Annotated in this window: 20 protein-coding genes; 12 read left to right on the top strand and 8 right to left on the bottom strand. The window is 40.0% G+C overall.

The annotated features are described in order from the left end of the window. Window positions 1-8: 8 nt before the first annotated feature. The 3 genes from PVK79_RS19070 (at window position 9) to nagP (ending at window position 4,933) form a co-directional block, all read left to right on the top strand. Window positions 9-887 carry an ROK family protein gene (locus PVK79_RS19070; protein WP_257324011.1) on the top strand — a complete coding sequence of 293 codons (879 nt, stop codon included), beginning with the start codon at window positions 9-11 and terminating at the stop codon, window positions 885-887. Then, on the top strand, window positions 880-3,423 hold the full coding sequence (locus tag PVK79_RS19065) for a family 20 glycosylhydrolase (protein WP_257324010.1): 2,544 nt from the start codon (window positions 880-882) through the stop codon (window positions 3,421-3,423). Before PVK79_RS19070 ends, PVK79_RS19065 begins: the two co-directional genes overlap by 8 nt. A 208-nt stretch (window positions 3,424-3,631) precedes the next feature. Then, window positions 3,632-4,933: an N-acetylglucosamine MFS transporter NagP gene (nagP, locus tag PVK79_RS19060; RefSeq protein ID WP_257324009.1), complete on the top strand. Its 1,302-nt coding sequence runs from the start codon at window positions 3,632-3,634 to the stop codon at window positions 4,931-4,933. Between the two features lie 100 nt (window positions 4,934-5,033). Here the strand turns inward: nagP and PVK79_RS19055 are convergent, their stop codons facing one another. The 3 genes from PVK79_RS19055 to PVK79_RS19045 form a co-directional block, all read right to left on the bottom strand. Next, complete coding sequence (locus PVK79_RS19055; protein WP_257324008.1) at window positions 5,034-5,495, bottom strand: hypothetical protein; 462 nt, start codon at window positions 5,493-5,495, stop codon at window positions 5,034-5,036. Between the two features lie 455 nt (window positions 5,496-5,950). Further along, window positions 5,951-8,101 carry a TonB-dependent receptor family protein gene (locus PVK79_RS19050; RefSeq protein WP_257324007.1) on the bottom strand — a complete coding sequence of 717 codons (2,151 nt, stop codon included), beginning with the start codon at window positions 8,099-8,101 and terminating at the stop codon, window positions 5,951-5,953. Window positions 8,102-8,307: 206 nt separating this feature from the next. Next, the gene (locus PVK79_RS19045; RefSeq protein ID WP_145241866.1) at window positions 8,308-9,153 is read right to left on the bottom strand and encodes a LysR family transcriptional regulator; all 846 of its coding nucleotides are present in this window, start codon (window positions 9,151-9,153) and stop codon (window positions 8,308-8,310) included. Window positions 9,154-9,279: 126 nt separating this feature from the next. Here PVK79_RS19045 and PVK79_RS19040 point away from each other — a divergent pair, with 126 nt between their 5' ends. The 4 genes from PVK79_RS19040 to gcvP all read left to right on the top strand — a co-directional run bounded on the left by PVK79_RS19040 (window position 9,280) and on the right by gcvP (window position 14,660). Beyond that, window positions 9,280-9,879, top strand: coding sequence for a hypothetical protein (locus PVK79_RS19040; RefSeq protein ID WP_257324006.1), 600 nt, complete (start codon window positions 9,280-9,282; stop codon window positions 9,877-9,879). Between the two features lie 186 nt (window positions 9,880-10,065). Continuing rightward, on the top strand, window positions 10,066-11,148 hold the full coding sequence (gene gcvT / locus PVK79_RS19035; RefSeq protein ID WP_257324005.1) for a glycine cleavage system aminomethyltransferase GcvT: 1,083 nt from the start codon (window positions 10,066-10,068) through the stop codon (window positions 11,146-11,148). 55 nt (window positions 11,149-11,203) lie between these two features. Further along, window positions 11,204-11,593, top strand: coding sequence for a glycine cleavage system protein GcvH (gene gcvH / locus PVK79_RS19030; RefSeq protein ID WP_145241859.1), 390 nt, complete (start codon window positions 11,204-11,206; stop codon window positions 11,591-11,593). 175 nt (window positions 11,594-11,768) lie between these two features. Then, window positions 11,769-14,660, top strand: coding sequence for an aminomethyl-transferring glycine dehydrogenase (gcvP, locus tag PVK79_RS19025; RefSeq protein ID WP_257324004.1), 2,892 nt, complete (start codon window positions 11,769-11,771; stop codon window positions 14,658-14,660). Between the two features lie 138 nt (window positions 14,661-14,798). Here the strand turns inward: gcvP and PVK79_RS19020 are convergent, their stop codons facing one another. Both PVK79_RS19020 and PVK79_RS19015 read right to left on the bottom strand, forming a co-directional pair. Further along, window positions 14,799-15,953, bottom strand: a complete 1,155-nt coding sequence (locus PVK79_RS19020) for a KTSC domain-containing protein (RefSeq protein ID WP_257324003.1) — start codon at window positions 15,951-15,953, stop codon at window positions 14,799-14,801. Then, window positions 15,950-16,807, bottom strand: a complete 858-nt coding sequence (locus tag PVK79_RS19015; protein WP_257324002.1) for a chitodextrinase — start codon at window positions 16,805-16,807, stop codon at window positions 15,950-15,952. Before PVK79_RS19015 ends, PVK79_RS19020 begins: the two co-directional genes overlap by 4 nt. 412 nt (window positions 16,808-17,219) lie before the next feature. On the opposite strand from PVK79_RS19015, the gene PVK79_RS19010 reads away from it, so the two are divergent. From PVK79_RS19010 to PVK79_RS18990, 5 genes are all read left to right on the top strand, one after another. Further along, a complete protein-coding gene (locus PVK79_RS19010; protein WP_257324001.1) occupies window positions 17,220-17,354 on the top strand; it encodes a hypothetical protein in 135 nt (44 codons plus the stop codon). Window positions 17,355-17,866: 512 nt separating this feature from the next. Beyond that, window positions 17,867-19,069: an ABC-three component system protein gene (locus PVK79_RS19005; protein WP_257324000.1), complete on the top strand. Its 1,203-nt coding sequence runs from the start codon at window positions 17,867-17,869 to the stop codon at window positions 19,067-19,069. Between the two features lies 1 nt (window position 19,070). After that, complete coding sequence (locus PVK79_RS19000; protein WP_257323999.1) at window positions 19,071-19,514, top strand: hypothetical protein; 444 nt, start codon at window positions 19,071-19,073, stop codon at window positions 19,512-19,514. Further along, a complete protein-coding gene (locus PVK79_RS18995) occupies window positions 19,511-21,442 on the top strand; it encodes an AAA family ATPase (RefSeq protein WP_257323998.1) in 1,932 nt (643 codons plus the stop codon). Before PVK79_RS19000 ends, PVK79_RS18995 begins: the two co-directional genes overlap by 4 nt. A gap of 125 nt (window positions 21,443-21,567) precedes the next feature. Further along, on the top strand, window positions 21,568-22,305 hold the full coding sequence (locus PVK79_RS18990) for a transposase (RefSeq protein WP_257323997.1): 738 nt from the start codon (window positions 21,568-21,570) through the stop codon (window positions 22,303-22,305). A 65-nt stretch (window positions 22,306-22,370) separates the two neighbouring features. On the opposite strand, the gene istB (PVK79_RS18985) is transcribed toward PVK79_RS18990, so the two are convergent. The 3 genes from istB (PVK79_RS18985) to istA form a co-directional block, all read right to left on the bottom strand. Next, window positions 22,371-23,126 (bottom strand): IS21-like element helper ATPase IstB, encoded by a 756-nt coding sequence (gene istB, locus PVK79_RS18985; RefSeq protein WP_257323996.1) that lies wholly within the window; start codon window positions 23,124-23,126, stop codon window positions 22,371-22,373. A gap of 122 nt (window positions 23,127-23,248) precedes the next feature. Then, on the bottom strand, window positions 23,249-24,022 hold the full coding sequence (gene istB / locus PVK79_RS18980; protein WP_182762799.1) for an IS21-like element helper ATPase IstB: 774 nt from the start codon (window positions 24,020-24,022) through the stop codon (window positions 23,249-23,251). After that, window positions 24,019-25,053 (bottom strand): IS21 family transposase, encoded by a 1,035-nt coding sequence (istA, locus tag PVK79_RS18975; RefSeq protein WP_182762801.1) that lies wholly within the window; start codon window positions 25,051-25,053, stop codon window positions 24,019-24,021. Before istA ends, istB (PVK79_RS18980) begins: the two co-directional genes overlap by 4 nt. Window positions 25,054-25,106 lie beyond the last annotated feature (53 nt).

The following is a 25,106-nucleotide window of genomic DNA, read 5'->3' as shown; positions in this document are numbered from 1 at the left end:
AGGTTGTAATGTCACAAACTTTATTATGTGTTGATCTTGGTGGCACCAAAGCGCTGGTCGCAAAAGTAACCGCAACAGGTGTAATAGAAAAACGCTATTTTGATGTGGACGGCTCAGCAAGTAAGCAGCAAACAAACGACTTTTTATGTCGAATCATCAAGCAAGTGATTGACAATACTTGCATTGGTATCGTCGTAGGTGTACCTAGCATGGTGCTAATGGAAACTGGCGAAGTGATCGAAACGGTTAATATCCCCAATTGGAAAAATGTGCAGTTAAAGCAGCTATTAAGCACACATTTTAAACTGCCCGTACGGGTGCATAATGATGCAAATTGTTTTGCTATGGGAGAATTTACTCAAGGTAATTTTAAATCAGATACGAATTTAATTGGCATTTGCCTAGGCACTGGACTTGGCGCCGGACTGGTGCTTAATGGTCGATTATATACGGGTAAGCACTCAGCCGCAGGAGAGTTTGGCAGTTTTAGTTATTTACAAGGGATTATTGAGCACTTTACCTCTGGGCAGTTTTTTATTAATCAAGGTACAACGGGTAAGCAAGCTTACCAAGAGGCACTGGCAAATGACGCATACGCACAACGTTTATTTGATGAGTTTGGCAAGCATCTCGCTCATGCAATAAACCATGTGATACTCGCGTTTGACCCTGACGTTATTGTACTTGGTGGCTCGGTTGCACAATCATCAGCGTGCTTTTTACCTAGTTTGCATATTCAGTTAGCTAAGTTAGTTAATCCAGTTATTTTGCAGTCGTTAGATATTCGTATTAGTGAGCTTGGCGACGATGCTCCATTACTTGGTAGCCATGCGTTATTTATAAACGACATGGCTTATGAACAATCGTTGGGAGCTAGCTATGCGTAGAATTATATTATTGGTGCTTGCCATATGTTCGGCTGCAGTTTTTGCTAAAGCACCATCGCAAACTGAGTTAGATACCCTCGCGCAGCAGTTATCGATAAAATATGAGTTACTTTCGGCAAAGCCCGATACTTGCCCTGCACCTCATCAAAAGCAGTGTTACTTATCGCGTTTGACGTTCAGCACACCTTTTGACGCAAACAGTCAACAGTGGTCAATTTATTTTAGTCAGCTAATGCCAATTTATAGCACTGACTCGTCGCAGTTTACCATTACGCATATCAATGGCGATTTACACCAAATAAAGCCCACCTCGGCATTTGCCGGATTTAAAGAAAATACGCCGATAAGTATAGAGTTTTATAGTCAAGAATCGCAAATTACTCGCGCTGAGTTTATGCCTAATTACATGTTGGCAAGTGCGGGTTTAACAAGCCGAGTTATTAAAAGTACTAAAACCGCGATTGATCCTGACACTAAGCTAGAGTTACAACCATATTTAGCACCATTTTTAACCTATGAACAACTACAAACTAGTAACGACGATGCGACACCATGGATGGACGCTGAGTATTTATATGAAAGTGAGTCTCGGCCTATATTAAATACGCCACCGCTGAGTTTGATCCCAAAGCCGGTCGCTTTAACTTTATTATCGGGTGAGGCGGTAGATTTAAGCCAAGGCCTAAATCTACAACTAGCGAATGATATTGATCAAGTACAACTTACAGCGGCAATAGAACGCTTAGCACGTTTTGGTATTAAGCAGCATAGCCAAGGGATTAAAACTACGCTCAAGTTAGATTTAGCAGCTGATAACCCAGAGGCTTACACGTTAAAAATTCAACATGAGCAAATAACGATTAGCGCAACGAGTTCTGCAGGGATATTTTATGCGTTGCAGAGCATCGCAGGGTTAGTCAGCCTTGATAATTTAACCATCCCAGCACTTAATATTACTGATGCGCCGCGTTATGAATTTAGAGGCATGCACATTGATGTAGCACGCAACTTTCGTTCAAAAACATTTATTTTAAATACCATAGAGCAAATGGCCGCCTATAAGCTTAATAAATTACACTTGCATTTAGCGGATGATGAAGGCTGGCGATTGGCTATTAACGACTTACCAGAGCTTACGGAAGTCGGTGCCAAGCGTTGCTTAGATTTAACCGAACAGCGTTGTTTGTTACCACAGCTAGGCGCAGGACTTGATAGTCAATCAGCGGTAAATGGTTACTACAGCCAGAATGACTACATTGAAATATTAAAATATGCTCAAGCGCACTTTATTGAAGTGATCCCATCACTTGATATGCCAGGGCATTCGCGCGCGGCAATTGTTGCAATGGAGGCAAGGTTTAACCGTTTAATAGGCCAAGGCAAAAGTGTACAGGCGCTACAGTATCGTTTAGTCGAACCCGCTGATAAAACTCAGTACAGTTCAATCCAGCATTATCAAGATAACACCTTAAATGTTTGTTTAGAATCGACTTATCAATTTATCGATAAAGTGCTCGATGAAGTAAACGCATTACATGTGCAAGCCGGTGTGCCTCTTAAAACTTACCATATTGGCGCCGATGAGACGGCTGGTGCGTGGGTTGACTCTCCAAGCTGTCGGCGTTTGCAAAACCAACAACCGGCGCTGCATTCATTTAATGGCTATTTTATTGAAAAAGTCAGTGCCATGGTCGCTAAAAAAGGCTTTAAAGTGGCCGGATGGAGCGACGGTATGAACGACGTTACGCTAAAGAGCATGCCAGCAAATGTGCAGTCAAATGCGTGGGCAACGCTGAGCGATGGTGGGCATGAGGTTGCGCATCGTCATGCTAACCAAGGCTGGGATGTGGTGTTATCAAGCCCGGATGTAACTTATTTTGACTTCCCATATCAGTCGCATCCGCAAGAGCCTGGGAATCACTGGGCGAGTCGCGCGATTGACAGTAAAAAAGTGTTTGAGTTTATGCCGGATAATTTACCTGCGCATGCTGAAATTTGGCGCTCGGTAAACAATCATCATTACAGTGCTGATGATCGTAAAACGATGCGCACAAAACCTTTTATTGGTTTGCAAGGGCATTTATGGTCAGAGCTCATTCGCAGTGACAGGCAAGCTGAGTACATGTTATATCCACGGTTATTAGCGCTTGCAGAGCGAGCTTGGCATAAAGCGCCATGGGAATTAGATTATAACGGGCAAGGCGCTAAGTATGATCAAAATACAGGCCATTTTAATACAACGCTTAAGCAACAAAAAGCAGCTGATTGGCAGCGTTTTGCGGCGTTAGTTGGCTTTAAAGAATTTGCAAAGCTAGAGCAAGCAGGGCGCTTTTATCGTTTACCTAGCGTAGCTGCACAACAACAAAGTGAAGGCTTAGATGCATTTACTTTGTATCCGGGGATTGTCATCGAATATCAAAATAGTCTTGGCAATTGGCTCATTTATGATGATGAAAATAAAGCCACTAATGTAAAGCAAGTTCGTACGCTTTCTCAAAGAGGTATCCGTAAAGGGCGATCATTGGCGGTGAAATAAAAGCCTTTTAAGCGTTGCTTATTATAAAGCCTTATAACAAACAGGGTTGATTTTTTGCTTTTTAAAAATGATAGCGCTGTCATTTTTGTTGGTGTATGATTAATTTAATGTAATAAAAATGATTTTAGGATTGCAGCGCCTTGGTTTATAGAGCTTTCACGGCGTAATGCTAAAATAATTAATTAAAATAAACTGTTGAGATAAATTTATGGAAGCAACTGTCGAGTGTGAAGCAAACACTAAACATAGTATTTGGCTGCCAATGACATTGGCAGGCTCAATGTTTTTCATTCTAGGTTGTATAACTTGGCTAAATGGCGCTATTACACCGTTTTTACAGCAAATGTTGGTGTTATCGCCACTGCAAGCCTCATTTATTATTTCCTCATTTTATATTGCCGTAACAGTCGCTGGCATCCCATCTGCAATGCTTATTAAGCGTGTAGGTTACAAAAATGGTATGGCAATTGGCTGTGCAGTAATGGCCGCGTCAGCCTTGATGTATATTCCTGCTGCTAAAATGCAGATGATTGAAATATTTTTATTTGCACAGCTAATGATAGGTGTTGGGCAAACAATCCTACAAACAGCGGTAAATCCGTATGTTGTTAAAATGGGATCTGAAAAATCAGCGGCAGTTCGTGTATGTATTATGGGCTTACTGAATAAATTTGCTGGGGTTATCGTGCCTGTTATTTTTGCTGCCGTTGTTGTCAGCGGTGTAGTCGCTGATGGTGAGCAATTATCACAACAGCAAAAAGATGCGATGGCGAATAGTCTTATTTTACCTTATATGGCAATTGCAGGTTTGATCTTTGCGTTTGCAGCATTTGCTAAATTTTCATCGCTACCTGATTTGGTTTTTGAAGAGTCTGAAGGTAATGGTAAAGGCGAAGTAAAAGAAGCACTAAAACATCCTCACCTAGTGCTGGGTGTAATTGGTATTGCCTTATATGTTGCTGTTGAAGTGATTGCCGCAGATACCATTGGCTCTTACGCATTACAGATTGGGATTGCCGATTACTCAGTGATGACCTCATACACCATGGCGTGCATGTTGGTTGGTTATGCCATTGGTATCGCACTGATCCCCCGTTTTATGTCGCAGCAAAATGCGCTCGTTATGTCTGGGCTTGCAGGTATCGTAACTGTACTTGCAGTAATAATGGGAAGTAATGACTCATTTATTCTTGCTAATCTATTATTAGTACCATTTGGTGGCCCTGAGCTGCCAGATCCATTGTTATGTATTGCCTTACTTGGTTTTGCCAATGCCATGGTTTGGCCGGCAATATGGCCGTTAGCATTAACTGGCTTAGGTCGTTTAACTGGCACTGCATCCGGTTTACTTATTATGGGTATTGCCGGTGGTGCATTAGGCCCATTACTGATTGGTTTGGGTAACGTAGCAGGCTTAGGTGCGCAAGGTGCTTACGCCTTGATGATCCCAAGTTACTTATTCATCTTATTCTATGCGCTTAAAGGCCATAAAATGAGAAGTTGGAAGTAGATTAAAGTTGGCGAGAGTAAAGTTAGCTCGTTAAGAAAGTTTGTAAGTGAGCAAAAGCGCGATTTATAACACATCGCGCTTTTTCTTTTTTAATCAGTGTTTATTTAATTTCATACTGAGCCAACAACTTATCGACTTCATCTAATTTAAGCTTCAAGTCGCCATATACTTCTGGACAGTCGTTGTAAAAGCAGAGGTTTTCTCTAAAGTGCTGATTAACAAGTACAGCTTTATCAAGGATCTCTTTGTTACTCACTATTCCTTGCTGCAGCTTATCCGCTAAAAGACCCATATAACAACTAGATATACAGTTTGCATCCATAGAGTCATGCCTGCATTTTAAAACATAATTTTGAAAGTGTGGAAAATAAATATTAAAAAGTGGTGGAGTGATTTCCCTTAGCTCACTGGTGCTCTCAATAACACTTATACCAAATTCCACGAATATTTGTTGTTCTGTACGATTGAAAAAGTTTTGTTTGGCATATTTTACGTCAGGGGATGCGTCGGGTATGGCAAAGCATTCATCCCATAAAGCCTCAAGGTCTAATTCAGTTTCCATCAAGTCTACTCCTAGAAAATGAGCTGCAATATGCAGCTCATGAAAATATAGTTATTTTATTCTACAGACGATGCCTGTTATTACTCTTGCAATTCCTCTACCAGAACCTTTACATTGCGACTTTTCTTTTTCTCTTTGGTTTTGATATTTATTTTTTTACTTCCCTGTGTTTTACAGCCCTTTCATAAGCTTTTCTGTATTCATTAGCACGTTTTTTATTTTCTTTTATTTTAATTGCATGCCTACCAGGCTGCCATTTATCGTCCCATTTCTGGTAGTTGGTAGTTGGTAGTTGGTAGTTGGTAGTTGTTTGCTATTAGATTTTGAAATTAAATTGATGTGTGAATACTAGTATTAATTGAACTGTAATGAATACAAAGCAAAAAGCCGTGCTTGATTTAACAAACACGACTTTTATAATTTTAGCCTTTAGCCTTTAGCCTTTAGCCTTTAGCCTAAAACGCGTAGCTGTAACCCATTTGGATTGTGCGTGGTTTACCTGGTTGAATACCACCGTTTGCGCGGTTAGCGATGTAAGTGTTATCAAACAAGTTATCAACCGTTAGATATACTTTTTGATTGTCATCAATTAAATATTTAGCGGCTAAATCCCACACAACACGGCTGTCGATTGCATTCAGGCCGTCAGCACTTAAATCAGCATGTGCGTCAGATACATAACGCACCTGCGTATCAAATGCAAAGCTTGAAAGCACGGCACCAAATGAAAGAGCGATTTGATTCTCTGGAACGTAAGGCATTGCATCACCTTTATTTACTTGCCCCCAGATATCTGATGCAAAATCATTTTTAAACTGTGAATCCGTATAAGTGTAAGTTAAGCGTACAGGGAATGTTGCGCTATTAGTTTCGAAAATACGACCTGCAGAGAACTCAAAGCCCGATACTTCTACTTCGCCGTAGTTGTATTGGTCGCCAATGTTCTCATCACTACAGCCTACAGATGCAGTACAATTTCCATGCATATTGCTGTAATCAGAGAAGAATGCAATGATTTCACCATTAAAACCAGCAACGTTATAACGGCCACCAAACTCAATGTTTACGCTTTCCTCTTCTTCTTGGTCAGCATTACCTGGTGCTGCAGGAGCGTAACCTTGCTGAATACCTGCAAGTAGCGTTAGGCTGTCGCTTACGGTGTAAGTTGCACCCAGTGATGGCACTAAGATTTGTGTATCGTTTGAAACGTCTTTAGTTAAGCCATTTTCACGTTTAGGATCAGACTTTGACCACTCTACGCGGGTAATTGTGATGTCTTCATAACGAAGGCCTGCATTAATCACTAATGCATCGATTGACCACTGGTCTTGAATGAATAACGTTGTTGCTTTTGCACTATCTACACGATTGCTGTCAGAACCCGGAACGCCCTGAGACGTTAAGGTCATACTTAAATCTTGATTAAGTGTGTATTTGTCTTCCCACTGAAAACGATCCATTTCGTCTTCGTGGTAGCGCACGCCAACAGTCACATAGTGATCGCCCGCAGGAATGTGCAACTCTGATTGCACACCTTTGGCTTGGTAGTCGCGGTTATTTGCTTTAATACCAATGCCTTCAATACCTTCAGCTGTTGGTGCCGCTTCAAATTCACTGTACTGTGCTAAATAGCTTTCACTTACTTTGCTCGCTTTGTACCAATTACGATGAAAATCATTGAGATAAGCTGTCGCTAATAACTCATAACCATCACCAAAACGATAAGCATAATTTAATTGGTATGCATTATGTTGCGTGTTCATTTGGTCTTTTTGTGATGCGGCATAACGACGGTTTGGTGACGCTTTATAATCTTCTTCTGTTAAACCCATGTAAGTCTCATCAGATTGTTCATCAGAGTACTTAATTTTCATCTCTAGGTTATGCGCGTTGTTTTCACCAAACTTATAACCAAATTTAAGTAGAACGTCGTTCTTTTCAAAGCCTGTGTTGTCGCTACCTACAGGTAATTCTTTAAAGCCATCTGCGCCATAGCTGAAAACTTCAATAAGGCCGGCTGCATTGTTTTTTTCTTTACCGAAGTAAGCATGGCCCTTATAAAAACCATCGCTACCGAGTTCGGCGTTTACTAAACCCGTTGAACCTTCGGTCGGTAAGCTGCGCGAAAGTAAGTTTAAAACACCACCGGTAGTGCGTGGGCCATACTTAACAGAGGCTGCGCCTTTTAATACTTCAATAGACTCCATACGGCCCATAGTAGGGAAGTAGTAAGCCGATGGCGCTGAGTAAGGAGCGGGTGCTACGAGAACGCCATCTTCCATTACAGATATTTTATCGTTACGGCCAGTGCCTGTTCCGCGCATACCAATGTTAGGGCGCAGGCCATAACCATCTTCTTCTTGCACGTAAACACCTGGTACAGATGCTAAAACACGAGAAATATCGGTAAATTCGAATTTTTGTAATTGTTCGTCTGAGATAAATGTAGCAGAACCCGGAATATCGTTAATTGCGGCTTGCGAGCCAATAACGGTAATTTGCTCAAAGTTCTTTTTTTTATTTGTTGCATCATTTGCAACGGCATTAGCGCTTAATGATAAAGCAATAGCCATCGAAAGTGTTGAAACAATAAGCTTAGGAGGCATTATAGATCCTGTATGTGTCTAATTTTAACTGGCGCAATTTAAACATGTAAAATAATACGAATCAATCCTATTTGTAACAATTCCGATCGTTAAGTAAGTTTTTGAATATAAATATGAAAACATATTGTTGTTAATATTGTATTACTATATTAATTGCGTTAATTTAAATTATCAAAAGGTAACTAAAGGCGGATTTTTGTTAGCTATTAGGTCAAGCGTAATGCAATAAACTCGGCAAGTTTATCTACCGCATGCTCGGCTTGTTCTGCATGCTTTGTTAAGCTAATACCTATTTTACCTAGGCTCGGTAAAATAGCGGTGTTTAACTCATAATTAAGTTCATTAGGCACTGTGCTTCTAGCCAAAACGGTGATCCCTAATCCTTCTTTTAAAGCCGCAGTAAGGCCTGTTAAATCAGCGTTACTATAACTTATGCGGTACTTAATACCTGCAAGTTGCAATGCCTCGATGGCGCGGCGTCGATAAATACAACCTTCCGGTGCAGTCACAAGCGTAACAACGTCATTTTGTGCTATTGATAAATCACCAACCCAGACCAGTTGGTCTTGCATAAAAACAGGGAACTTTTCAGAGTTTAAATCTTCATTTAACGCCAGTACTAAATCAAACTGGTCTTCTCGTGAAACCGACAATAAATGCTTACTTAAACGCGATTTAACCTCTAACGATACTTCAGGGTAAAGTGCCACAAAGTCACCGATAATAGCGGGTAAGATCCGAGCGGCAAATTCGCTGGGTATTCCCAAACGTACCTTACCGGTCACATTCTCTTTAGTAAATAATTGCAAAATGGTGTCGTTTTGCAGCAGCATTTGCTTTGCCATCGGCAGCAGCAGTTCACCGTATTGATTGAGTACTTGGCGCTGGCCTTGTTTTTTAAATAGCTTATGCCCGAGCATTTCTTCTAACCGCTTTATTTGTAAACTTACAGCGGGTTGCGATAAGCCAAGTAAATCACCTGCTTTAGCAAAACCTGCTACTTCAACCACAGTAACTAACGTGCGTAAGCTGTCTGTTGAGATATTTTTCATATTAAAAATTACAATTTATGGGGGTAGATTGATAAGTATTATTTATCAATTGATTAATAATTACAATTTGTTGTTGCTAGACTTGCACAATATACTTTTGCCATTAAAGATTGATAGGTGTCGATAATGACTTTTAGCCCGATAATGTTTGCTCGTCATAGCCAGATTGAAGCAGCTGATAGCAATATGCTGCAGGTCAATACAAACACCGTGGTGATCGATTTTAGCGGCACTGAAGCAATCCCGTTTTTAACCACTATATTAGGGTTAGATTTAAACAAACTAACCGCCAGTGGTTTAGGTGTGAAAGGCACCTTAGATGGTGACCTAAACAGCAATTATAGCTTTGCGTTATATTACTTTAGTGCAACAGCGTTTAGATTCGTGTTGCACACAGATGCAGCGGCTCAATTACAAGCACTGATCAGTGAACAGCAACTGCGCTACGATATTGAGTTTGTTACACGCACTGATTTAGCGACCTTAACTTTGTCTGGTGAGCAGGCATTTGACGCGTTAGTCGAAGCATTTAAACTCACCCCTGGACTGCGCTTGTCAGACGCCAACAGCTGCTACGGTGCGCAAAGTGGTGAGGTATTTATTACCGCTATTGATAAACAATCAATACAGTATTTTCAGCTGGTGGCCAAAGCGCCTGAGCTGACTAAATGGCAAACATATTTACAGCAACGCGGTTTTGATATGTCACTACCAGACGTTGCTTAAACATAAATTGATAAGCTGGCTAGCGTATTTTTTAGTTGCCAGCTTTTGTAATTTATTTGTTAGAACAAATCGCAATTTGGGTGTTAGGTGCATTACAACTTATGTATAATCGCCGCCCATGTTATTCCCCCTCATTAAATTGAGGCCACGCCCAATCTTGGGTTAATTATAAAGTGAAGGAATATTATGACTTCTAAAACAGTTTTACATGCAAAGCACCTAGAATCAAAAGCAAAAATGGTTGATTTTCATGGCTGGGAAATGCCAATCAACTATGGTTCGCAAATCGAAGAGCACAACGCAGTGCGCACCGATGCAGGCATGTTTGACGTTTCACACATGACTATTGTTGATGTCAAAGGCGAGCAAGCACAAGCATTCCTTCGTAAACTAGTCGCTAACGATGTTGCTAAATTAACCGTTCCTGGTAAAGCGCTTTACACTGGCATGCTGAATGAGCAAGGTGGCGTAATTGACGACCTTATCATTTACTTCTTCTCAAATACTGATTATCGCTTAGTGGTTAATTCTGCAACTCGTGAAAAAGATTTAGCGCACATGGCTAAAGTTTCAGCTGATTTTGCCGTTGCAGTAACAGAGCGCCCAGAGTTTGCCATGATTGCAGTACAAGGCCCTAATGCTAAAGCAAAAACTGCCACTATATTAACGGCTGAACAACAAGCAGCTGTTGCAGATATGAAGCCGTTTTTTGGTGTGCAAACTGGTGATTTATTTATTGCTACAACAGGCTATACTGGCGAAGACGGTTACGAAATTGTTGTACCGAACGAGCAAGCTGCGGATCTTTGGCAACAACTGCTAGATGCTGGTGTTGCGCCTGCGGGCCTTGGTGCACGTGATACACTACGTTTAGAAGCGGGTATGAACCTTTACGGCCTAGATATGGACGAGAGCGTATCACCACTTGCTGCTAACATGGCGTGGACCATTGCATGGGAACCTGAAGATCGTGACTTTATCGGTCGTGACGTACTAGTACAGCAACGCGCTGACAAAAGCACTGATAAACTTGTTGGCCTAGTACTGGAAGAAAAAGGCGTATTGCGTAGTGGTTCTAAAGTAATTGTTGATGGTGGCGAAGGCGTCATTACCTCTGGTACTTTCTCACCTACACTTGGTTTTAGTGTTGCCCTTGCACGTGTACCACGTTCAACTGGCGAAACTGCTCAAGTAGAAATGCGTAAAAAATTAGTTAACGTAAAAGTAGTTAAACCAAGCTTTGTACGTAACGGTAAGTCTGTACTTTAAGTATCAATTAAAAGATTTGGTGTTATCACCCAATATAAACCAAAGGATGAATAAAATGAGCAATATCCCTAGCGAGTTAAAGTATGCCTCTTCACACGAGTGGGTTCGCAACGAAGGTGACGGTACTTTCACTGTAGGTATTTCTGAGCACGCACAAGAACTACTTGGCGACATGGTATTTGTTGAATTACCAGAAGTAGGCGATGAAGTAGATGCAGGCGAAGACTGTGCAGTAGCGGAGTCAGTAAAAGCGGCATCAGACATCTATGCACCAATCAGCGGTGAAATCGTTGCAATCAACGAAGACCTTGAAGATGCACCTGAAACAGTTAACAACGACGCTTACGGCGACGGTTGGTTATTCCGCATTAAAGCATCTGACGAGTCTGAGCTAGAAAACTTGCTTGACGCTGAAGGCTATGCAAACACCATCGACGAAGACTAATAATTAGTTTATCGCCGTACTAAAAGCCCCATTATACCTAACATAATTGGGGCTTTTATGATTTTACTGCTTACTTTCCATACACTGTAAGTTATTAAATCAAAAGCTTTTAAGTTATTACTGGTCACCCATTAGTAATAACCATTTATTTTTTGGATCATAGGAATCTGGACAAATGTCAAACGCCAAATCTCTTGAACAATTAGAGCAAACGCAAGATTTTATTCGCCGCCATATTGGGCCAAGCCCAGCACAAGTAAGCGATATGCTAAGTGCTCTTGGAGTATCGAGTGTTGAAGAGCTGATCGGTCAAACTGTACCTGCAAGCATCCGCTTAGAGCAAGGCCTAACAGTGGGCGAAAGCCGCACTGAAGTTGAAACACTAAGCTACTTAAAATCAGTAGCAAGCAAAAATAAAGTGTTTAAATCTTACATCGGTCAAGGCTACCACCCAACTCATGTACCACACGTGATTTTACGTAACGTGCTTGAGAACCCAGGCTGGTATACAGCGTACACTCCATACCAACCAGAGATTGCTCAGGGGCGTTTAGAGTCATTACTTAATTTCCAAACTATGACCTTAGACCTTACCGGTCTTGATTTAGCAAGTGCATCATTACTTGATGAATCAACTGCGGCTGCCGAGGCCATGGGCCTTGCAAAGCGTGTATCTAAAGCTAAAAAAGCCAACATCTTCTTCATCGCTGATGGCGTACACACACAAACTATTGACGTTGTGGCAACCCGTGCCGACCAATTTGGTTTTGAAGTTGTTGTAGGTCCTGCTGCTGACGCTGTAAATCACGAAATTTTTGGTGCGTTATTTCAATACCCATCAACATCAGGTGAAGTAGTCGATATCACAGATTTAATCGCTGGCGTACAAAGCAAAAAAGCGATTGCCTGTGTTGCTGCTGACATCATGAGCTTATTATTATTAAAAGCACCAGGTAAACTTGGCGCAGACGTAGTACTTGGTTCTGCCCAGCGTTTTGGTGTACCAATGGGTTACGGCGGTCCCCACGCTGCATTTTTCGCAACACGTGATGCATACAAACGTTCATTACCAGGTCGTATCATTGGTGTGTCTAAAGACCGTTTAGGTAACGATGCACTACGTATGGCAATGCAAACTCGCGAGCAACACATTCGCCGCGACAAAGCCAACTCAAACATTTGTACAGCGCAAGTATTGCTAGCTAACATGGCTGCGTTTTATGCGGTGTACCATGGCCCACAAGGCTTAAAAACTATTGCACAGCGTATTCATCGCTTTGCTGATATTTTAGCCGCAGGCCTTAAAGCTAAAGGTGTAAACCTTAAGCACAGCACCTGGTTTGATACCCTAACAGTTGTTAGCGATAACAAAGACGACGTAACAGCGCGTGCTGTAGCAAACGGCGTAAACTTTGCTACTAACCATGATGGCGAATACTCAATCTCAGTATCTGAGACCACAACGCGCGCAGACGTAGCACAGTTGTTTGATATCATTCTTGGCGAAGACCACGGCTTAAGTGTTGATGCAATCGCAGCAGACATCGAAGCAAACGGTAGCGATTCAATCCCTGCAAACCTTGAACGCGATGATGAAATCTTAACGCACCCTAACTTCAATTCGTATCACAGCGAAACTGAAATGCTGCGTTATATCAAACGCCTTGAAAACAAAGATTTAGCACTTAACCACTCAATGATCTCGTTAGGTTCATGTACTATGAAACTAAACGCGACCGCAGAGATGATCCCAATCACTTGGCCTGAGTTTGCTAATCTTCACCCATTCTGCCCGCTAGACCAAGCAGAAGGTTACCAAATCATGATGGGCGAACTACATGATTGGTTAGTTAACATCACCGGTTACGACGCCGTTTCATTACAGCCAAACTCTGGCGCACAAGGTGAATACGCAGGCTTAATCGCGATTCGTAAATACCACGAGTCTCGTGGCGATGCGCACCGTAATATTTGTTTGATCCCAAGTTCAGCGCACGGTACTAACCCAGCGTCTGCACAAATGGCGAGCATGAAAATTGTAGTTGTTGATTGTGACAAAAACGGTAACGTAGATATGGCAGACCTCAAAGCGAAAGCTGAAGAAGTCGCAGAAAACCTATCGTGTATCATGATCACATACCCGTCTACGCACGGTGTATACGAAGAAACAATTCGTGAAATTTGTGACATCATTCATCAACACGGCGGCCAAGTTTACATGGACGGCGCGAACATGAATGCACAAGTTGGTGTAACAAGCCCAGGCTTTATCGGTTCAGACGTATCGCACTTAAACTTGCATAAAACGTTCTGTATCCCACATGGCGGCGGTGGCCCAGGTGTTGGCCCAATCGGTGTTAAATCACACCTAGCGCCATTTATGCCTAACCACAGCGTAATTAACGTATCAGGTACGAGTATCGGCAACGGTGCAGTATCAGCAGCGCCATACGGCTCAGCAGCTATTTTACCTATCTCATGGGCTTACATCACCATGATGGGTAGCGAAGGCCTTAAACAAGCCACTGAAATGGCAATTGTAAGTGCAAATTACCTAACTCACGAGTTAAGCGCGCACTTCCCAATTTTATACCGTGGTCGCAACAACCGTGTTGCTCACGAATGTATTGTTGACTTACGCCCACTTAAAGAGCTTTCAGGCATCACTGAAATGGACGTGGCTAAGCGCTTACAAGATTACGGCTTCCATTCACCAACTATGTCGTTCCCTGTAGCGGGCACCTTGATGATTGAGCCTACTGAGTCGGAGTCTAAAGTTGAGATCGACCGTTTCATCGAAGCGATGGTATCAATCAAAGGCGAAATCGACAAAGTGATCTCTGGCGAATGGTCTATCGAAAACAACCCGCTAGTGTTTGCACCGCATACACAAGGCGACGTACTTGGTAACGAGTGGGACAGAGCATACGACCGCTTCTACGCTGCGTTCCCAGTACCAGCAGTGGCTAAAAACAAATTCTGGCCTACAGTAACGCGTATCGATGACGTTTACGGCGACCGTAATCTAGTGTGTTCATGCCCAGCGGTAGAGACATACAGAGATTAATAATTTTATTGATCAGAGTTATTATAGTTTGGGAATGAAATTATAGATTGGGAATCCAATCTCTATTCCCAAACCATAATTATTAAAAAGGGTGAGCTATCGTGGCTCACCCTTTTTTATTTCTAGTCCAATGTTTAGTTATTTTTCAACTTTTGCAACTGGTTCAAGTGACGTCATTTTTAGATAAGTCATACTTTCAATATCTAACTTATCAAAAGGGTATTGGCCTCGAATATTATCATTAAAAACCTTCCCCATTGATGTTGAGTAATACAACTCATCCCATACTAAAATAGGTATATTGTAATAACGATAAACACTTCCTGATTCAAATTTGAGATCAAGAATTTTATTAATCGTTGAATAGCCGATGTGTGAAAAAGCATCTGAATTTACAGGGTGTTGTTCAAATAAGGGGAAAGGAGTTTGGTTTAAAATAGAAGCTTCAATTTTAGCACTTATTGCATTTGCAACTGCATTATTTCTTAGGTATGCATCAATTAACCCATGACCAGTTGAGTCAAATAAAGACTCAGCAGAATAGTTTGAAGGTAAACTACCAAATAAAATCCTTACGGCTCGTATGACCCAGTCTTCGTCAAGTGTAAGGTGTGAAATGATCTCTTTATATTCCTCCCCCAAACTTCCTCCTATTGAACTTGTTGGTGTTGCTATTGCGGCTAGGCTAACCAGTGGATAATCGGAAGCAAGATACCCGTCGCTATATTGATAAGTAGATATGGTTTCCTCAAAAAGAGCATTGGTGTAAAAGTTACCTTGCGAGTGACCAATAAGAATAATACGGTTGCAAGAATGCATCTGAAATTGAAGTCTTTGAAATGCATTTTTATAGTCTGTCTCGTCAATAATAGAGTAATTTACTTCAGTAAATACATCCTGTAAAACAGACTCAATTTGAGCGATATCTATATCTGATAGTGAGCTAACAGTGCCTCCAATTATTGCAGTTATTATACGATACTCAGGTGAAAATACGGGCAAGTCACTATACTTTTGCTGTGCGACTTCATATATTTGTATAAGTATAGCTTCACTTTTATTATAACTTCCCGCAGGAAGTGCTCCTTTTTTAAATTCTGGTAGATAAGAATCTTGAAAGTAACTTAATTCATTTAAATTAGCTTTGTATTGCTTGATATTAGTCCGCATACCATTGACATAGAAAATGCGTACATTATCAATATTTTTAGAGCAGTACCGATCTAGTGCTTGATAATTACCATAAGTCAAAATTGGAAATATAAGTAAGAACAAAATATATGTAGCTTTCATTTTATGTCCTCCTTAAGTATTTTGCAGTCTCTATCAGCGCCGTAATGAAAGTCGTCATCCCAAGCAATATAGTCACTAATTTTATTTTGGCTTTTCCGGTTAGCGTAAGCTCTATCTATCGTATTAAAGTATAAAACTTCGGGTTCTCTAAAGTGTGGGTGTGAATTTTGTAAATATCGAACACAGTAGCTTATGTTGATCATATCCAAAATAATCTGCTTACCGATCTCAGCATCTAAATTTGGTATGCGCCCTTGCTCAATATCAATAACCAGTTGTAATGTTGAAGCTGCACCTAAACTAAAGGTGATGAGCTGTGGAGAATCAAACTTTTCATACACATAGCGCTCATAATCGTCGCGGATACCGTTGTCATTTTGATCAACACCGTCCAGCGTTTTATAGTCGTCAGGGTGTTCAGGTGGTAAATCTGGGGTTTGGTAAAATAAATCTTTAATTTTTTGCCAACTACTGTGGGGGGCGGGTTCGTTATTCTCATTCCAGTAGCGGGCAAGGTAGTAGTCGGCTCCGTGTTTTACAAGGTTGCCGGCTTGATACACTTTGTTTGCTTGCCATTTTTCTATCACAGTATTTTGCAGCCAAATCCAACCATCCCAATGGGGTTGGTTTTCTATCGGTTCAATGCCTTTAACCCAAAAAGCGGCAATAAATAAGCTGTTGTTGTGAGTCACAACATCGCCGGCTACATAAATTGAGCTGGCATTCCATTGTGGGTGGTTTGGTTGAATATCAGCTAAATCTGTATTTTTAGATTGTGAGTTAAGCTTAAAAATATTTGTCGCGTAAGCATGCGAACAAAAAAGTAACCAAGCAATAATGATGAGTTTAGTCATTGCAAATTCCTTTTGATGAAGTTCCATTACTTTTTAATTAAGTTCACTTTTTAGGTAAATGCAAGGTGGGAGGATTAAATATTTCAAAATCATTAATGAGTTTGAAAAGTAGCAATACTTGGTTTTTGAATACAGAGAGCAAGAAAACACAGTCGTCAGCATGATCGGAAGCTTCTTATGGGTGACCACTTTCAGATCTTTGGTGAAAAAGCATGGCGTGAGTGATATTGCTTAGGCAATAGGATTAAATCGTGAAAGCTCGTATAAGGCGGTGAATGGTAAAACCAAAACTCGTTGCGAAACTTTTTTCAAGTGATAAAAGCACTTAACTTTCACCTTACAACGCAAGTGGCGTAGGTTGGGGAGAGTGCAACGAAAGCCTACTGGTGTGGGGTCGTTCTTAGGGCGATAAATGAATTTCACCACAGAGGTCAAAGTGGCGCTTCGCGCTGCACCGAGGGTAAATATTGTTGTAGGGGATGGCTTCAGCCACGAATTGTTTAACGCCACCGTAGGCGCTGAGCTTGCTGGCGCGTCTGGTTTGTAGGTTGGGCTTTAGCCAAAAAAGTTGTATCACCTTGACTGATGGTTTTTACTTCTAACTTGCTAACTTTTGTCGGGATAAATCCGTGACCTACATTAGAAACCTTATTCAAGGTTTTTTGCCAGATTGCTGGCGGCAACCAAGGGGGGCTGCCGCCGACCGCCCCTTGGAACCCCACGGCGCCCCGAGCATCACGCTTAATCCTTCAAATAATTAATTGATGTGAACGTAAGCGGCGAAAATAGGCCATCCATGGCCTAGTTTCGCCTTATCGCGCATCCATGCGCGATATTACTCATCAATTACTTATTTTCAGGGCGTGATGACGGGGGAAAGGGGGTTAAACGTGAGATTGGTGTTTGGTCTTGGCAACAGTCAAGAGCTGCTCCTAAGTTTTGTGTTTTTCCTTATATTTAGTGTATGATATTTTATTGATATTAAAGAGTAAGTTAATTAGCTGGGATGCACTTTGTATTAGCAATACCTAGCATTACTATATTAGGGAAGCTAATAAAATGAGTAAAACTCTTGTCGTTATGATTCATGGTCTCACTGGTGGAGGTGGGACTTGGATTAATGATGAAAATGGGGCTAGTTTTTCTGAGTTATTGCAAGCCGATAGCAAAATAAGCGATCAAATTGATGTAATTGAGTTCGACTACTTTACAAAAATTGTCAACCTTACTCAAAATGTTTTGGGGAGTTCATTTGTAGGTTTAATTAATAAATATACAGGATCTTTTTTTAACAAACCAAAAATTAGAAAAAATTCATCCATTAATTCACTAACAAATTCGTTGGCAACATTTCTAGAAGTCGAAAGTGCAAACTATGACAGTATAGTATTTATTTGCCATAGTATGGGCGGGCTTATTGGCAAAAACTTTATCTTAAATCACATGGCTGAAGAATATGAAGATATCCAAATACCTGTAATTGGTTATATTTCTTTGGCTACACCTCACAGGGGATCATTTCCAGCTGTAATCCTTGGCCCTATTAATGTGAATGCTAGAGAGCTACAACCATTAAATGAAGATATGACGACATTAAATGATCTTTGGGTTGAAAGCTTTGATGACTTGCCAAAAAGCTACTACGTAGAAGCGCTACATGACGAGTGTGTTGGAAAATTAAGTGCTACCCCGAATACGGTGAAAAAGTTCAAATCTAAAACATTACAAGTTAGTCATAGTGAAATTTGCAAGCCATCAAATTCTAAGGATTTAACTTACAAAGTAGTAAGTAAATACCTAGAGGAGATACTTCATACCCATAGACAAAAAAAGTTAACTCAAGTTGAATATGAATCAGATGTACACTCATACGATAAAGAAATTTTTGTCATTAAAATGGTATTAGCATCCGTAGAAGAAAGGCTAATAGAAGATGCGAAAGAGTCTTTTTTCCATGCAGAGCTTATTATGAAATCTGCTAAGAAAAATGAACTAGAGGTTTTTAAAGAACTTAGAAGTAAAATTATAAGTCTGTACAGAACCTATAGCTCCTGCAAAGGTGTGAAATCAAATAGTGAAGTTGTTAAAGAGATTCATAGTAAAATAGTTGAATTAGATAAAAGTTCTTTAGATTGCCTTGTGGAGTACCTTAATTTTCTTCATAAAAAAGGAATTTTGCATCAGGAGTCTAATCGCCTAAATTTGGATGTAAATTGGTGTGATGGTGTAACAATAGACTCAATTGAAAATGAGGTCAGATGATTTGTTTGATTATAGAAACGAAAGGTTTTATAGAGTTTTTTTAGTATCATTTCTAATTCATAATTTATCTGAAAATAGGAGTGGACGAAAAATTCTGACTCTAGAGAAGTTAGAGTTGTTGTATTTCATTGTTAATAATCCAATGCTTTTAAAAAAAATTTCAAATGCTATGGATTTAGGCAGTGTGTATGGTTACCAACAGGATCTTTATGAAAATGGTTATCAATTTTCTGATATCAAAAGCAAGAGTGATGCAATAATACCTTTTTTACTTTTGACTGAGTCCAAAAAGGTGCGCCTCAATGATGAAGGCATGATTGAGGCTCTCGAACTACCTGACTTCAAGTCTTCATCAGAATTCTTAGATAAAAATTTATCGATCTTGAAGAAGCTCGCAACATTTAACGAAAGCAAACTAGTAAGCCTTGTATCGGAGAATTCATGAATAAAATAAAAATGGAATTTAAAAAGTTAATAATAGTAGGTGTTGAGCGTGAGTATCGATGCACATTTGAATCTGGATTGAATTTGATTTGGGGAGATCTTGATTCAGGTAAATCTAGTATTCTTAACCTTATCGATTTTGCTTTAGGTGGTAAGTTTGGTGACTTAGATAATGACGAAATTAAACTATACGGTAGAAGTGTAGTTTTAGAGGTTTCAATCAACCAAAAAGTAATAACGTTAAATCGAGTTTTAGGAGATAAAGTAAACCTAATTAAGGTGTATGAATGTTCCTATGCAAATATTAATGACCATTACCCTTTATTATGTTCTGCATCTTCCGAAGGTCAAGAGCCTGATGGCTGGATTTCAGATATATTACTTGATTACTTAGATATTCCAAAAGTAAAGCTTAAACAATCAAAATACAAAGATGACTCAAATAGTAGTCGATTGAGCTTTCGTGATTTAATGAAGCTAATTCATTTAAAACAAAAGCGTGTCGCAAGTGACAACTTAATGGATTTAGCTAATGGCCCTTTATTCAACAGAAATGTAGAAGTACAAAAGTTTGTTTATGGTGTCCATGATGATCAGTTAGCGCAATTGAGTGAAGAAATCAAAAAAGAAGCCGAAGCTTTTAAAGCACTTAGCAGCAAAGCAAAGTCTATTGATGAGTTTTTATCTGCAACTAACTCTAAAATAAACTCAGGTGAAGATGCAGTTAAGTTGAAAGTGGAATTAGAAGCTGTTGATGAAGAAATCCAATTGCTAAAAACAAATAGTAAACTTGCTTCATCTACTTCAGATAAGTTCAGCGTTGAAATAAAAGAGTTAGTTGAAAACATTCAGAATCTTGAAAACAGTAGGTATGCAATAAAAGCAAAACTAACCGACTATAAACGACTTAAGGCTTCTTACGAAAAGGATCTTAGTTGTATTAAAGATTCACTTATATTGAGGGATTCGTTAAGTGTTCATGAGTTAACCCAAAAAGAAGTTAGTTGTCCTACATGTAGTGGTGCCATAAAACTAGATGACGAGGTTCTCACTAATGAACAACTGGAATTTGAACAACGCTCCGTAAAAAATAGACTGTCTGGTTGCTCTAAGGCAATTGATAAAATTAAGTTGGATCTTACCTTATTAGATCAAAATATTACTGAAAGGAAGAAGCTATTAAGCACAGTGAGATATGATTTTGAACAGAATAATTTAGAATCACTATCTCCAATAATTGAAATGATTTCGAGGGCTGAGGCTGTAAGGCGCTCATTATCCGAAAGACTTGTAGAGATTGAAAGGAATTCAAAGTTAGTTCAAAAGCTTGAGGATATTTATTCCAGAATTAGAAGTAAAGAAATACATATTGGAAAGCTGAAAACTGACCTTAAAAAAGTAGAGTCTCAGTTAGTATCTACAGATGATATAATTAAGGAGCTTTCTACACATTATAAAAATCTTATGGATAGCTCTAAGCTGACCAGAATTTACGGTTCCTCTATAGACAAAAAGTTTATGCCTAACTTTAGAGAAAGATCTTACTCTAAAATATCATCGGGTGGTGTTAGGACTTTAATGTCGGTGTACTTGTACATTTCTAGATTAAAATACCTCCTTGAGAATGGAGGATACTTACCAACAACTTTATTATTGGATACTCCAGGACAAAATATAGGGAAATATTCAAGGGAAGATGGAGATGATAGCAGTCTATCAGATCCAGCTATTTACGAGCAGATTTATAAATCAATGGTTGATTTGAATGAGACTGCATTAAAAGACAGCTATCAAATAATCGTAGTTGATAATGATCTTGCTACATCTTTGAATGAGGATGATTACTTTTTAGTGAAAAGATTTGATAAGACTGAAAAACACGGCGAAAAAGGGTTGATAAGCGATGCAAATTTGGCCGATAAGCCCTAAAAAAAGCCTAGCAAAACTGTCACATACTCAGAGTGTATTAGAGTGTAGGAACTAAAGGGGTCAAATCTTGACTTCAGACATCAAAGGTCTAGATTTATAGTTTACTACTCATTGAGTGAATTACTATGTCTAGGCCGCTGCGAATAGAGTATGAAAATGCGTTTTATCATGTAATGAATCGTGGAAGAGGGCGCGAAAATATCTTTTTAAATGATAACGACTTTGAGTATTTTTTACATTGCATTGAGCAAGCAAGCCTTCGCTTTAATATTGAATTGCATTCATATTGTTTAATGACCAATCATTACCACCTGCTAATCAAAACCCCAGATGCAAATTTAGGTCGAGCCATGAAGCATATTAATGGCCTTTATACTCAATACTTTAATAGAGCGCATAATACAGATGGTGCGCTGTTTAGGGGGCGGTACAAAGCTGTGTTGGTGGATGCTGATAACTACTTATTGCATGTTAGTCGATATATTCATCGTAACCCAATTGAAACGAGTACACCGTTGGTAGAAGAACTTGTTAAATATAAGTGGTCTAGCTATTCAACCTTCATTAGAAGGGTAGCGACGCCCAAATGGCTCGTTCGAGATTTTATATTTTCGCTGCAAAGCAAAAAGCGTAAATATGCTGCTTATAAACAGTTTGTTGAATTTGAAAATAATAAAGAAATAAGCGCTTTTTATAGTGCTAAAAAGTTATTGTCGGTTTTGGGTTGTGAGGACTTTATTGAAAACATAAAAGACTATATTGCCAAGTCAGATAGCGAAAGAAAGCTTGTTAGTAAAAAGCACTCAGCAGATGATGTTATAGCTTACTTAGCTCAATACTTTAATGTTTGCGTATTCTCATGACTTTGATCACCGATTCTCATCAGCTTTGATCACCTGATTTATCATTTTGTAGAGCCGTTTTTAAATTAGCTTAACTGATCATCATCAGTCAATTTATTTAACTGTTTTCGTATCGATTCTCCTTTTAAGTTCAACTTAATCGAACCATGAATTAGCCTATCTAAAATGGCGTCAGCATGGGTTGATTCTCCAATCATCTCATGCCAGTTTTCCTGCGGGAGCTGACTTATAATTATGTGTGATTTATACCCATACCGCGCATCGATTAATTCGAGTAAGTCACCTCGTTGCTGTGCACTCAGTGGTTCAAGCCCCCAGTCGTCTAAGATCAGTAGATCATACTTTATTAACTTCGCCAGTAATTTCCGGTAACTACCATCTGCTTGTGCTAGAAACAGGCTTTCAAGTAGTTCTTTTAATCGAATATAGTAAACGCTTTTTCCTTGTAGGCAGTGCTCATGCCCTAAGGCACATGCGAGGTATGTTTTTCCACAGCCTGTTGCCCCGGTGATTAAGATATTTTGATGTAAGTTCAGCCAGCTATTTTGGCTTAAGTTACGTATCTGTGCTTTTTCTATATTACGTGCCGGTGAGTAAATCAGTTGATTTAACTGAGCTGGTAAGCGGAATTTAGCGTGTCGCACGAGCCGGTCGATTTTTCTTTGCTCACGCGTGTCAATTTCATGTGTTAGCAATAAACTGACGCGCTCTATAAAGCTTTGTTCTTGATATAGATTTGGCTGTTCAAACTGCTGCTTGAGTGCTTGCTTTATACCCGATAACTTGAGTAGTTGAAGTTGCTGGTTAATGGTGTTTATCATGATTCATTTCCTTAATGGTAATACTGTGTGCCGCGTATGTTGCCATGCTTAATTGGCTTTTCTGGCTCTGTTGTCAACAACAACCGAAAAGTGATCCACTCCACCATTTGAATAATGATCCACTATTTATTAAGGTTTTCCATTAATCCGGCTTGTTTCTTTTCTTTGATCCTATAACTTTCCCCCTTAATTTGAACAATATGTGAGTGGTGTAAAATTCTATCTAACATCGCTGATGTTAACGCTGTGTCATTCGCAAAAATGCTCCCCCATTGTCCAAATGGGAGGTTACTGGTGAGTATGACCGCTCCTTTTTCATAACGCTTTGCAATGACATCAAACAATAATTTAGATTCCTGAGCACTAAACGGTAAATAGCCTATTTCATCAATTATTAGTAGCCTGGGTGCCAGAACTGAGCGCTGCATCACTTGTTTATACTTATCTTGACGTTGCGCTGTGGTTAATTGCAATATTAAATCAGACGCGCTAATAAAGCGGGTTTTTAAGCCTGCTTGCACTGCCTTGTAACCTAGCGCACTGGCAATATGTGTTTTGCCTACACCTGATGGCCCGAGCAGAACGACGTTTTCTTTTCGTTCAATAAACGAGAGTGTGGCAAGCTCGTTAACTTGTTTTTTTGGCACACCGGTGGCAAACGTAAAGTCAAACTCCTCAAGCGATTTTAATGACGCAAATCCAGCCATACGCGTAAACATAACCTGTTTACGTTGGTGCCGGTACGCCTGCTCACCTTGCAGTACGCGCTCTAAGAACTGTAAATAATCCCATTCCTCTTTTGCTGCTTGCTGCGCTAGCGCTGTTGCATTTGTTTCAACACCGGCGAGTTGCAGCTCCTCCGTTAGTTCATGTAAGCGTGCGAGTTGCAAGTTCATAGTGCCTCCGAGAATTGCGCGTAAATGTTTAAGTCATGATGTAACGGGTGAGTCTCGAAGGACATATCAAATACAGGTATAGCCACTTCTGCCGGCTGTGGTGGTGCAACAGGTTGGAGCGGGGGTAAAGGTTGTAGGTACGCTTGCTCTTCTTTTAATCTATCTGCGGGCTTTACTTTTATTGTGTCGTGAATGCGCTGGTTAGCCACTGTGTTCAACCAGTTAATGACTTCAACATTGGCTGTTTCAACGTCCAAAGTAAGTTCAAGGGCAAATAATTTAGTGGCTAATGGCTGATAAAAGTTATCGCGCACATAGCGCACCATTCGCTCTACTTTCCCTTTTGTTTGTGGGCGGTAGGGTTTACAGAGCTTTGGAATGAACCCCATTTCTTTACTAAATTGATAAAAGCATTGATTAAAGCGATGTTTGCCTTCACCGTAAGCATCACGCTCTATTACCACTGTTTTCATATTGTCATACCACACTTGCTGTGGAATGCCTTGGAAATACTCAAAGGCTTGGCGATGACACGCTTCGAGTGTTTCATAGCGCATGTTATCAGTGATTGCGACAAACAATGCACGGCTGAAGCCTAAAACAGCGACAAAGGCGTGCAGTGGTGATTTCCCACCTCGCATTTGGCCCCAATCAACTTGCATTTGTTTGCCCGCTTCTGTTTCAAAGCGAATAATGGGTTGGGGTTCAACGCTACCTCGATATTGATACAAGTACTGGCGTAGTAACGATATTTCTCCGGTATAGCCTTGCTCTTTAATTTCTCTGAGTAAAACAACGGCTGATAAATGTATTGGAGCGGCTTTAGCTAATCGAGAATGTAAATACGGTTTAAATGCCTCTAATTTTGAAATACCCGTTTTACGAGTAGCATAATGCGGCTCGTCAAAGTCACCTTGAAGGTATTTTTTAACGGTGTTGCGCGATATGCCCAATTGTTTAGCGATGGCTCGTTGAGACATGCCTTGCATGGCTAAGACTTTTATTTTCATGAACTCTTCTTTTGAAATCATGGTGCTTATCCAAAAGCACCAGTGTTAAGTTAACTGGATCAGATTTCAATTGT

It is taken from the genome of Pseudoalteromonas rhizosphaerae, from assembly GCF_028885455.1.
Taxonomy (GTDB): Bacteria; Pseudomonadota; Gammaproteobacteria; order Enterobacterales; family Alteromonadaceae; genus Pseudoalteromonas; species Pseudoalteromonas rhizosphaerae.
The sequence above is the reverse complement of the archived record's forward strand: the minus strand, read 5'-3'. Positions and strand labels throughout refer to the sequence as shown.

Excerpts from the sequence above, each read along its gene's own strand:
- PVK79_RS19070 (WP_257324011.1), top strand. The coding sequence starts at position 9 with ATGTCACAAACTTTATTATGTGTTGATCTTGGTGGCACCAAAGCGCTG.
- PVK79_RS19065 (WP_257324010.1), top strand. The coding sequence starts at position 880 with ATGCGTAGAATTATATTATTGGTGCTTGCCATATGTTCGGCTGCAGTT.
- nagP (WP_257324009.1), top strand. The coding sequence starts at position 3,632 with ATGGAAGCAACTGTCGAGTGTGAAGCAAACACTAAACATAGTATTTGG.
- PVK79_RS19055 (WP_257324008.1), bottom strand. The coding sequence starts at position 5,495 with ATGGAAACTGAATTAGACCTTGAGGCTTTATGGGATGAATGCTTTGCC.
- PVK79_RS19050 (WP_257324007.1), bottom strand. The coding sequence starts at position 8,101 with ATGCCTCCTAAGCTTATTGTTTCAACACTTTCGATGGCTATTGCTTTA.
- PVK79_RS19045 (WP_145241866.1), bottom strand. The coding sequence starts at position 9,153 with ATGAAAAATATCTCAACAGACAGCTTACGCACGTTAGTTACTGTGGTT.
- PVK79_RS19040 (WP_257324006.1), top strand. The coding sequence starts at position 9,280 with ATGACTTTTAGCCCGATAATGTTTGCTCGTCATAGCCAGATTGAAGCA.
- gcvT (WP_257324005.1), top strand. The coding sequence starts at position 10,066 with ATGACTTCTAAAACAGTTTTACATGCAAAGCACCTAGAATCAAAAGCA.
- gcvH (WP_145241859.1), top strand. The coding sequence starts at position 11,204 with ATGAGCAATATCCCTAGCGAGTTAAAGTATGCCTCTTCACACGAGTGG.
- gcvP (WP_257324004.1), top strand. The coding sequence starts at position 11,769 with ATGTCAAACGCCAAATCTCTTGAACAATTAGAGCAAACGCAAGATTTT.
- PVK79_RS19020 (WP_257324003.1), bottom strand. The coding sequence starts at position 15,953 with ATGAAAGCTACATATATTTTGTTCTTACTTATATTTCCAATTTTGACT.
- PVK79_RS19015 (WP_257324002.1), bottom strand. The coding sequence starts at position 16,807 with ATGACTAAACTCATCATTATTGCTTGGTTACTTTTTTGTTCGCATGCT.
- PVK79_RS19010 (WP_257324001.1), top strand. The coding sequence starts at position 17,220 with ATGAATTTCACCACAGAGGTCAAAGTGGCGCTTCGCGCTGCACCGAGG.
- PVK79_RS19005 (WP_257324000.1), top strand. The coding sequence starts at position 17,867 with ATGAGTAAAACTCTTGTCGTTATGATTCATGGTCTCACTGGTGGAGGT.
- PVK79_RS18995 (WP_257323998.1), top strand. The coding sequence starts at position 19,511 with ATGAATAAAATAAAAATGGAATTTAAAAAGTTAATAATAGTAGGTGTT.
- PVK79_RS18990 (WP_257323997.1), top strand. The coding sequence starts at position 21,568 with ATGTCTAGGCCGCTGCGAATAGAGTATGAAAATGCGTTTTATCATGTA.
- istB (WP_257323996.1), bottom strand. The coding sequence starts at position 23,126 with ATGATAAACACCATTAACCAGCAACTTCAACTACTCAAGTTATCGGGT.
- istB (WP_182762799.1), bottom strand. The coding sequence starts at position 24,022 with ATGAACTTGCAACTCGCACGCTTACATGAACTAACGGAGGAGCTGCAA.
- istA (WP_182762801.1), bottom strand. The coding sequence starts at position 25,053 with ATGATTTCAAAAGAAGAGTTCATGAAAATAAAAGTCTTAGCCATGCAA.